Source organism: Mesorhizobium sp. M7A.F.Ca.CA.002.09.1.1 (assembly GCF_003998555.1).
GTDB lineage: Bacteria > Pseudomonadota > Alphaproteobacteria > Rhizobiales > Rhizobiaceae > Mesorhizobium > Mesorhizobium ciceri.
In genome coordinates this window covers 1-9,756 of record NZ_RZRR01000097.1, presented here as the reverse complement: position 1 = coordinate 9,756, position 9,756 = coordinate 1, and the positions used below count along the sequence as shown (strand labels likewise).

Annotated in this window: 9 protein-coding genes; 4 read left to right on the top strand and 5 right to left on the bottom strand. The window is 62.2% G+C overall.

The window, feature by feature from the left end; genetic code table 11:
• Nucleotides 1-267 (bottom strand): ATP-binding cassette domain-containing protein (locus EN994_RS06885; RefSeq protein WP_127307457.1); only part of this gene is annotated, 267 nt, incomplete at its 3' end.
• A 289-nt stretch (nucleotides 268-556) separates the two neighbouring features.
• Here EN994_RS06885 and EN994_RS06880 point away from each other — a divergent pair.
• The 3 genes from EN994_RS06880 (at nucleotide 557) to EN994_RS06870 (ending at nucleotide 4,375) form a co-directional block, all read left to right on the top strand.
• Nucleotides 557-2,221, top strand: coding sequence for a sugar ABC transporter substrate-binding protein (locus tag EN994_RS06880; RefSeq protein WP_013532183.1), 1,665 nt, complete (start codon nucleotides 557-559; stop codon nucleotides 2,219-2,221).
• Between the two features lie 88 nt (nucleotides 2,222-2,309).
• Nucleotides 2,310-3,431, top strand: coding sequence for a sugar ABC transporter permease (locus EN994_RS06875; protein ID WP_024504588.1), 1,122 nt, complete (start codon nucleotides 2,310-2,312; stop codon nucleotides 3,429-3,431).
• A gap of 26 nt (nucleotides 3,432-3,457) precedes the next feature.
• Nucleotides 3,458-4,375, top strand: coding sequence for a carbohydrate ABC transporter permease (locus tag EN994_RS06870; protein ID WP_013532185.1), 918 nt, complete (start codon nucleotides 3,458-3,460; stop codon nucleotides 4,373-4,375).
• A 50-nt stretch (nucleotides 4,376-4,425) separates the two neighbouring features.
• Here EN994_RS06870 and EN994_RS06865 read toward each other — a convergent pair whose 3' ends face one another.
• Both EN994_RS06865 and EN994_RS06860 read right to left on the bottom strand, forming a co-directional pair.
• Nucleotides 4,426-5,169, bottom strand: a complete 744-nt coding sequence (locus EN994_RS06865; protein ID WP_063167792.1) for a creatininase family protein — start codon at nucleotides 5,167-5,169, stop codon at nucleotides 4,426-4,428.
• A 3-nt stretch (nucleotides 5,170-5,172) separates the two neighbouring features.
• Nucleotides 5,173-5,739 carry an SIS domain-containing protein gene (locus EN994_RS06860; protein WP_027162393.1) on the bottom strand — a complete coding sequence of 189 codons (567 nt, stop codon included), beginning with the start codon at nucleotides 5,737-5,739 and terminating at the stop codon, nucleotides 5,173-5,175.
• Nucleotides 5,740-5,917: 178 nt separating this feature from the next.
• On the opposite strand from EN994_RS06860, the gene EN994_RS06855 reads away from it, so the two are divergent.
• Entirely contained in the window at nucleotides 5,918-6,940 is a 1,023-nt protein-coding gene (locus EN994_RS06855; protein ID WP_127307456.1) for an aldo/keto reductase, read from the top strand.
• Between the two features lie 144 nt (nucleotides 6,941-7,084).
• Here the strand turns inward: EN994_RS06855 and EN994_RS06850 are convergent, their stop codons facing one another.
• Together EN994_RS06850 and lon are read right to left on the bottom strand one after the other, a co-directional pair.
• Entirely contained in the window at nucleotides 7,085-7,357 is a 273-nt protein-coding gene (locus EN994_RS06850) for an HU family DNA-binding protein (protein WP_006201846.1), read from the bottom strand.
• 298 nt (nucleotides 7,358-7,655) lie between these two features.
• On the bottom strand, nucleotides 7,656-9,756 hold a 2,101-nt coding region (lon, locus tag EN994_RS06845; RefSeq protein WP_127307455.1), incomplete at its 5' end, for an endopeptidase La.

Genomic DNA, 9,756 nt, shown 5'->3' with positions numbered 1-9,756 from the left:
GTGCGGATAGAGCGCATAGTTCTGGAACACCATGGCGATGTCGCGCTTGGCCGGCGGCAGATGATTGACGACGCGGTCGCCGATGGCGATCGTGCCGGCGGAGACGGTCTCCAGCCCGGCCACCATCCTGAGCAGCGTGGACTTGCCGCAACCCGAAGGGCCAACCAGCACCACGAACTGTCCGTCTGCGATATCGACGCTGACTTCGTGCAGAACCTTGACCGTTCCAAAGGCCTTGGCCACCTTGCTGATCGCGACTTGCGCCATGTCTCCCCCATCGGCTCCATTAGCCGTAGGCGCAGAAGCTAACCAACGCGACCTGCCAGGGCAAGTCGGTCCCTTATAGATAAAAACCCGCTCTCGTTGACACGGCGTTGGGTTGTGAGAATAGTGGCAGGCGCTGGTCAAAATGTCGGTGCCCGATCCGCAATCGGAACTTCAATCGACGCAGGGTGGGGTCCTGCCTAATTCGTTTCCGAAACGGGAGCATCGTTGGCGCTCCGGCGTCCGACAGTTGGCCGATTTATTCACACTGATGTTCTGGGAGGAATAGGCGATGAGAACGGGTCTTTACGACAAACTGGTTCGAGCCGGCGCCACAAGGCGCGACATATTGAAGGGTGCGGCAAGCATGGCCGCGATCGCAGCCGCATCCGGCGCCGGACTTGGCGCCTTGACGCGCCCGGCCTCCGCGGCAAGCGAATTGCGCACAAAAATCCTGCAGATCCCCGGCGTCGGCAAAGGCCAGCCGACGGACGCCGATTTCCAGAAGGTCGGTGAACTCTGCCTCGAAGCCACCAAGGCCAATGTCAAGGAAGGCGAATTCGCCGGCGTCGAGCTGACCTTCATGGGTCTCAACAACCAGAACCTGCACAATGTGCTGTTCCGCGGCTTCCTGAAGCCATGGGAGACCTATACCGGCGCCAAGATCAACTGGATCGACCTGGCGCAGGCCGACTACAACGCCCGCCTGCAGCAGTCGATCGCGACCGGGACCGTCGACTTCGACATCATCGAAATGGGCGCGCCGTTCGAAGGTGATGTCTGCGGCAAGGGCCTGACGTCGGAAATGCCCGACTGGGTCAAGACCCAGATCGATTTCGACGATCTGGTCAGCTATCTGAAGCCGCCGGTCGGCACCTGGGACGGCAAGCAATACCGCGTGACCGTCGACGGCGACGCGCACAACTTCAACTACCGCACCGACGTGTTCGCCGATGCCGACCTCGCCAAGGCCTGGAAGGACGGCGGCGGCGAAGGTGAATGGGGCGTGCCGAAGACCTGGCAGCAGGTTCAGGCGGTGACCAAGTTCCTGAAGGGCAAGAAGCTCAAGGACCAGGACGTCTATGGCTATCTCGACGCGCCGAAGCCCTGGGGCGGCTTCGGCTTCTATTTCCTTGGCAGCCGCGCCACCGCCTATGCCAAGCACCCCGACGACAAGGCCTGGCTGTTCGACGCCGACACGATGAAGCCGCGCGTCAACAATCCGGCCTGGGTGCGCGCCATCCAGGACGTCATCGACGCGCTGCCCTCCGAACCCGCCGACCAGATCAACGCCGATCCGAACACGACCGCCTTCCAGCAGTTCCTGGCCGGCACCGGCTCGATGGTCACCTGGTGGGGCGACGTCGGCTCCAACGTCAAGACCAACGACTCTTCCGTCGTCGGCGACGTCACCGGCTTCTCGATCCTGCCGGGCTCGGACGATGTCTACAATGCGAAGACCGGCGCCTGGGACAAGCTCGCCAGCGGCCCGAACTATGCGCCCAACTGCGCCTATCTCGGCTGGGGCGTCTATGTCATGGCCCGCGTCGATGCCGACGAAAAGAAGAAGAAGGCGGCATGGTCCGCTGCAGCCCATCTCGGCGGCAAGGACCTGTCGATCTGGACGGCGATGTATCCGTCGGGCTTCCAGCCTTACCGCAACTCGCATTTCGACATTCCCGAATGGGTGGCGGCCGGCTACGACGAGGCCTTCATCACCTCCTACCTCAAATCGGAATCCGACAGCTACAACCATCCGAACGCGGCGATCGAGCCACGCATCCCCGGCATCTTCCAGTACTACAGCGCCGCCGAGGACATCCTGGCCAACACTTTCGCGGGCAAGATGAAGGCGCAGGAAGGCGCCGACGCCATCGCGGCGGCATGGGAGAAGCTGACCGACCAGATCGGGCGCGACAACCAGATCAAGCTCTACAAAGCTTCGCTCGGCATGTAGGCTGGCCTATGAACCGTGGTCCGGCGGCAACGCCGGACCACTTTAGACAGGCTCCGGCTCCTCGAGAGCCTTCAAACGGGCGAGATTTGTGGCTGACCAGACATCGACCGCGAACCCGTGGCCGGCAGATGCCGGCACTTCCGATCTGATCTCTCCAGGCCGTAAACGCCTTGGCTGGGCGCTGATGGCCGTTGCGACGCTTGGCCTGCTGGCGACGATCGTGCTGGAGATCCTCTACAAGGGCAGCCCCGATACGATCGGCTTCGAGACCTGGCGCCCCGTCGTCTATGCCTATGTGCTGTGGGGCGTGGCGATCGGTGTCGGCCAGGTGCTGACGCGCGGCGAAGACGGCCAGCGTGCCCTGTTTCTGCTGCCGGCGCTGCTGTTCACCATCGCCATGGTCATCTTCCCGACGCTGTTCGGTTTCTACATCGCACTCACCGACTGGAACCTCAGTTCCTTCAGCGGCCGCCGGTTCAACGGGCTCGACAATTTCTGGCAGATGCTGGGCGATCCCTACTACCGCAACGCGCTGTTCAACATGGTGCTCTACGTGCTGGCGGTGGCGGTCGAATATGTCATTGCCTTCGGCTTGGCGCTGCTCCTCAACGCCCAGATCCGGGCGCGAAAATTCTTCCGCGTCGTCTTCCTGATGCCGCTGATGCTGTCGCCGGTCGCGGTGTCGTGGATGATCGGAAAATCGCTGATGGAATACAGGTTCGGACCGGCCGCAACGCTGGCGCGCCATCTCGGCTGGGAAAATCCGGCCTTCTTCTCCGATCCGATCATCGCGCGCATATCGATCATGATACTGGATGCCTGGACCTTCATTCCGTTCATGATGATCATGCTGCTGGCCGGGCTGCAGGCGATGTCGCGCGAGGTGCTCGAAGCCGCACGCGTCGACGGCGCCAATGCGTGGCAGACCTTCTGGCAGGTCACCTTCCCGCTGATGCTGCCGGTGTCGGTGACGGCGGTGGTCCTGCGCATCATCTTCAAGCTGAAGCTTGCCGACATCATCATCACCGTGACGTCCGGCGGCCCCGGCGGCGCCACCGATTCCGTGTCGAGCTTCATCTACCGCGAATACCGCGACCGCTCGAATGTCGGCTACGGAACCATGCTGGCGATGGCCTATCTGGTGATCATCGTCGTGTTCGTCACGTGGTTGTTGAAATTTGCCAACCGTTTTGTCCGCAATGTCAATTAAAGCAAGATGGGGGTGAATTGAGCCCGATGAGCGTTCAGACCACCGAATATGTCGCCTCGGAGATCCGCTCGCCGGCGAGCTTCCTCGCCAGCCGCGTCTTCATCTATGGCGCGCTGGCCTTCTGGGCGTTCATCTGCCTGTTCCCGATCTATTGGACGATCACGACCTCGTTCAAAACCGCAGTCGACGTCACGCAAGGCCATCTCATCCCCTTCGTCGACTTCCAGCCGGACTGGAAGGGCTGGCGTTCGCTCGGCCTGTCGCCGGACTCGATCTTCCAGACCTCGACCGTGCGCGAGGAGTTCCTCAAGCGCTTCATGAATTCGGTGATCACCTCGGTCGGCGCGTCGAGCCTCGCCATCATCATCGGCAGCCTCGCCGCCTACGGGCTCACCCGCTATCGCTACCATTTCGCCTGGTTCAAGAACGAGGACATCTCGTTCTTCTTCCTGTCGCAGCTGATCCTGCCGCCGGTGGTGCTGGCGCTGCCCTTCCTGGTGCTCTACCGCGAGGTCGGCCTGCTCGACACGCGCATCGGGCTGATCCTGCTCTACACGCTGATGGTGCTGCCGATCGTCATCTGGATCATGCGCGACCAGTTCAACTCGATCCCGGTCGAGCTCGAGGAAGCCGCCCTTGTCGACGGGCTGTCGATCTGGGGCGCGTTCTTCCGCATCGTCATGCCGATCGCGCTGCCGGGCATGGTCGCCGCCTTCATCCTGGCGATGGTGCTGTGCTGGAACGAGTATTTCTTCGCCGCCCTTTTGACCTCGACCGACGCCAAGACGATCCCGGTCATGGTGGCGAGCCAGACCGGCTCGCAAGGCATCAACTGGTGGTCGATGGCGGCACTAGCGACGGCGGCCATCGCGCCGCTCGCCGTCATTGGCATCGCGTTGGAGCGCTATCTGATCATGGGCATGACCGCGGGCGCGGTGAAGTAGCATGGCGCCCTCTTACCTTCTCCCCCTTGTGGGAGAAGGGAAGCCGCGCGCTAGCGTCCCAATATTGCCCGCAGGTGGTCCATGATCATGGCGACGCCCTTCTGCCCGAGCTCTGCCGAAGCATCCTTGGCGCTCGCCGTGTACCAGCCGGTATTGTCGGCGAAGTGATTGGCATCGACAGCCTCCGGGCATAGCGCCAGCATCAGCGAGGTCTCGCCAATGCCGGCATGGTCGAACGGGTACTTGCCGTTCATGTCAGCCGACATCAGCGGATGCACCTGCACCCAGTTGAAGAAATTTTCACCCGCCGCGTGTCCTGAATAATAGTCCGCCATCGCCTGCGACCCCCACCAGCCCTCGCCGCGCTCCTTTTCGAGGAAGCGGAAGATCGCCTGGCGGCCGGCGGCCTTGAACGCCAGATCGGTCGGCATGCCGGCGACAAAGTTCTCGGTCTGGTGGTGGATAATGGCGTGGATGTTGCGGAAGCCGATGCGCAACAGGCTGTAGAACAGCTCCTCGCCGAACGGCGCCAGCGCATTGCCGCCGACCTGCACCGAGCCGCTGCCTTCCGGCGGCGCCACCGCATAGCTTGCCGCACCGTAGTAGAAGGGCGGCAGGATGACGACGTCCTTCTCCTTTTCGAACAGCTCCAGCGTCTTGATGACGGCCAGCGTGTCCATGCCGACGGCCATATGCTCGCCATGGTATTCCAGCACGCCGAGCGGCAGAGCGACCGGCCAATTCTCGGCGATCGCCCTGCGGATCTGGTGTGGCAGCATCAGTTCATAGCGCATGATCTATTCCATGTTGGTGTGGCGGGCGCGCATGGCTTCGGGCGACACGCCGGTCAATTCCCTAAGCTTCAGCACCATCACCTCAAACAGCAGGAACAGCGCGCCTTCGAACACCGAGCCCATCGGCAGGACCGATGTTTTTTGCGCCCCCTGATCGTTGGCCATGGTCTGCGCGGGAATGAGCAGCGTGAAGTCGGCAAGCCTTGCCGCGCTGCCTTCGGCCTGGGCGGTCAGCAGGAGATTGGTTGCACCTGCTTGGCGCGCGACCTGCATCAGGGTCAGCACGGTCGAGGTTTCTCCCGGCCCGGAACTGACCAGGAAGACATCGCCCTGCCCCAGCGGCGGCGTGTTCATGTCGCCGACCACGGAAACCGGCAGGCCCAAATGGTAGAGCCGCATGGCAAAACCCTTGACCTGCAAGGCCTCGCGGCCGCAGCCATAGACGACGATCTGTCGCGCGCCGGCTAGCGTTTTGCAGGCGGCGTCGATCCGGCTTTCGTCGATGCGTGCCAGCACGCCACCCAGCTCCTCAAGTGAGGTCTCGAACAGGCTTTTGCTCTTGTCGCTCACCGCAAACCCGCCATTGAAAAATCACCCTGGTATTTGCCGCTCTTGCTGCCACGAACAGCTTGATTTCGTTCATGCTAGCAACCGCGAAAATGCGTGTCCAACGCGCAGCTATGCTTTTGCCTGATCACAGGCGTGATAGTGTCATGTCAGACAAATCAGGCGAGGCAAACAGCAGGATATGAAGACACGGCATTTCGACCGCATCGGCAATGGCGGCATCAGTTTCACCGAGCTCGGCTTCGGCGCGGCGCCGCTCGGCAATCTCTACCGTGCCGTCTCCGACGAGGACGCCAACGCTACGCTGGAGGCCGCCTGGGCGACCGGCTGCCGCTACTACGACACCGCGCCGCTCTATGGGCTCGGCCTCTCGGAAACGCGGCTCAACCCGTTCCTGCGCGGCAAGAAGCGCGACGACTATGTGCTGTCGAGCAAGGTCGGCCGCATCATGCGTGCCTGCCCGCCCGAAGAGCGCACCGGCATCGGCAAGTTCTTCGACACGCCATCACGCCGCGAGGTGTACGACTACAGCTATGACGGTGTCATGCGCTCGTTCGAAGCCTCGCTTGAGCGCCTCGGCGTCGACCGGATCGACATCCTCTTCGTGCACGATGTCGACATCTTCACGCATGGCAGCAAGGAAGCCTCCGACCGGCGCATCGAGGAGTTCATGCGCTCGGGCTATTACGGCCTGCTGTCGCTGCGCGACCAGGGCGTGATCAAGGCGTTCGGCGGCGGCATCAATGAGTGGCAGGTCGCGCAGACGCTGGCTGAGCGCGGCGACTTCGATCTGTTCCTGCTGGCCGGGCGCTATACGCTCTTGGAACAGGAGGCGCTGACGTCCTTCCTGCCGCTCTGCCAGGCACGCGGCATCGGCATCGTTCTCGGCGGACCCTACAACTCCGGCATCCTCGCAACAGGGCCGAAGCCCGGAGCCTACTACAACTACTCCGAAGCGCCGAAGGACATACTCGACCGGGTCGCCGGGATCGGGAACGTCTGCAAGCGTCATGGTGTCAGGCTGATCGAGGCCGCCCTGCAATTCCCGCTGCTGCATCCTTCAGTCGTTTCGGTGATCCCCGGTGGCCAACGGCCGAGCGAAGTCGAGAGCAATCGCTCGCTGCTCGATGCGAAACTGCCCGCAGCACTTTGGGCGGATCTCAAGGAGGAAGGTCTTATGCGCACTGATGCGCCGACCGCATAAGCCGGCCGCGTCGCGTCAGCGTCGGGCACCAAAATGAAAAGCCGGGCAAGCCCGGCTTTTCTGGTCGCATGAACCGGCGTAGGGCACCAAAATGAAAAGCCGGGCAAGCCCGGCTTTTCTGAGGTCTCTGAAAAGAAAAAACGCTTAGTTGACTGCGTCCTTGAGGCCTTTGCCGGCCGAGAACTTCGGCACGGTACGCGCCGGGATCTTCACTTCGGCGCCGGTCTGAGGATTGCGGCCGGTCGAGGCGGCACGCTTTGACACGGTGAAATTGCCAAAGCCGACAAGCCGGACATCGCCGCCCTTCTTCAGTTCGCCGGTGATCACGGAAAATACCGCATCGACCGCCGACTGCGCGTCACCCTTCGAAATGCTCGCGGCGTCGGCGACAGCGGACACCAGTTCGTTCTTGTTCATAAAAATTCCCTTCCATGAGAACACCGGAACTATCGACTCATCCGGCAGGAAACGGACTTTAGAAAGAAGCGCTCCCGCAACCAAGTCGAAAAGGCAGGAAAAAAGCGGAAAAAGCCCGGAATTCCGGGGTTTTTCACATGAAAAAGCCGGGCGTCAGGCCCGGCTCTCCGTTTGTGCGCTGCAACCTCGACGAAAACCAACGCATGGCCCCGAAAACCGTAGCCGGTTTGCGGCAAGGGCCATGCGCAAGTCTGGGCGTTAGAGCGTCCTTTGTGCGTCCAGATGGACGCCCGGCGCTCTAATGCGCCAGGGACTTTCCAGCGTCGTCGGCACTGTCTGTCGCAGCCGGCGGATTGACCGGCTCGACCCATTCGATCGGCTCCGGCATACGCACCAGCGCGTGGCGCAACACCTCGCCGACACGTGAGACCGGAATGATCTCCATGCCGTTCTTCACATTGTCCGGAATCTCCGCCAGGTCCTTGGCATTGTCTTCCGGGATCAGCACCTTCTTGATGCCGCCGCGCAGTGCGGCGAGCAGCTTCTCCTTGAGCCCGCCGATCGGCAGGATGCGGCCGCGAAGCGTTATCTCGCCGGTCATCGCCACATCCGCCCGGACCGGAATACCCGTCAGTACCGATACAATGGCTGTCGCCATGGCAGCACCTGCAGACGGGCCGTCCTTCGGCGTGGCGCCTTCCGGCAAGTGCACGTGGATGTCGCGCTTGTCGAACAGCGGCGGCTCGATGCCGAAATCGACGGCGCGCGAGCGGACATAGGAGGCCGCCGCCGAAATCGATTCCTTCATCACGTCGCGCAAATTGCCGGTCACCGTCATGCGGCCCTTGCCGGGCATCATGACGCCTTCGACCGTCAGCAGCTCGCCGCCGACTTCCGTCCAGGCGAGTCCGGTAACGACACCGACCTGATCGTCAGCCTCGACCTGACCGAAGCGGAAGCGTTCAACACCGAGGTAATCGGCGAGGTTCGCCGCCGTGATGTTCACCGTCTTCTTCTTCGTCTTCAGGATCTCGGTCACCGCCTTGCGCCCGAGCTTCATCAGCTCGCGCTCCAGGCTTCTGACGCCCGCTTCACGGGTGTAGGTCTGGACGATGGCGCGGATCGCGTCCTCACCGACGGAAAACTCCTTCGGCTGCAGCGCGTGATCGCGGATCACCTTAGGCATCAGGTGCCGCTTGGCGATCTCGATCTTCTCGTCCTCGGTGTAGCCGGCGATACGGATGATCTCCATGCGGTCCATCAAGGGCGCCGGGATGTTCAGCGTGTTCGCCGTCGTCACGAACATGACGCTCGACAGATCGTATTCGACCTCGAGGTAGTGGTCCATGAACGTCGAGTTCTGTTCCGGATCGAGGACCTCGAGCAACGCCGATGACGGATCGCCACGGAAGTCCTGGCCCATCTTGTCGATCTCGTCGAGCAGGAAGAGCGGGTTGGACTTCTTGGCCTTCTTCATCGACTGGATGACCTTGCCGGGCATCGAGCCGATATAGGTGCGCCGGTGGCCACGGATCTCGGCCTCGTCACGCACGCCGCCCAGCGCCATGCGGATGAACTCGCGTCCAGTCGCCTTGGCGATCGACTTGCCGAGCGAGGTCTTGCCGACACCGGGAGGGCCGACGAGGCACAGGATCGGCCCCTTCAGCTTCTTCTGGCGGCTTTGCACGGCGAGATACTCGACGATGCGCTCCTTGACCTTGTCGAGGCCGAAATGGTCGGTATCGAGCACGTTCTGCGCGAAAGCCAGGTCCTGCTTGACCTTGGAGTTCTTGCCCCACGGGATAGACAGGATCCAGTCGAGATAGTTGCGCACGACCGTCGATTCAGCCGACATCGGCGACATCGTCCGGAGCTTCTTCAACTCGGCTTCCGCCTTTTCGCGGGCCTCCTTGGAGAGCTTGGTCTTCTTGATGCGCGCCTCTATCTCGGCGGCCTCGTCGCGGCCGTCCTCGCCTTCGCCGAGTTCCTTCTGGATCGCCTTCATCTGCTCGTTCAGGTAGTACTCGCGCTGCGTCTTCTCCATCTGGCGCTTGACACGCGAGCGGATGCGCTTCTCCACCTGCATGACGGAGATTTCGGCTTCCATGAAGCCCATCGCCTTTTCCAGCCGCTCCTTGACCGACAGCGTGGCCAGCATCTCCTGCTTCTCGGGGATCTTGATGGCGAGATGCGAGGCAACCGTGTCGGCGAGCTTGGAGTAGTCGTCGATCTGGCTGGCAGCACCCACCACTTCGGGCGAGATCTTCTTGTTCAGCTTGACGTAATTCTCGAAATCGGTGACGACCGAACGCGCCAGCGCCTCAACCTCGACCTCTTCCTCTTCCGGCTCGACCAGCGCCGCGGCGCGGGCCTCGTGGAAATCGGGACGGTCGGTGAAC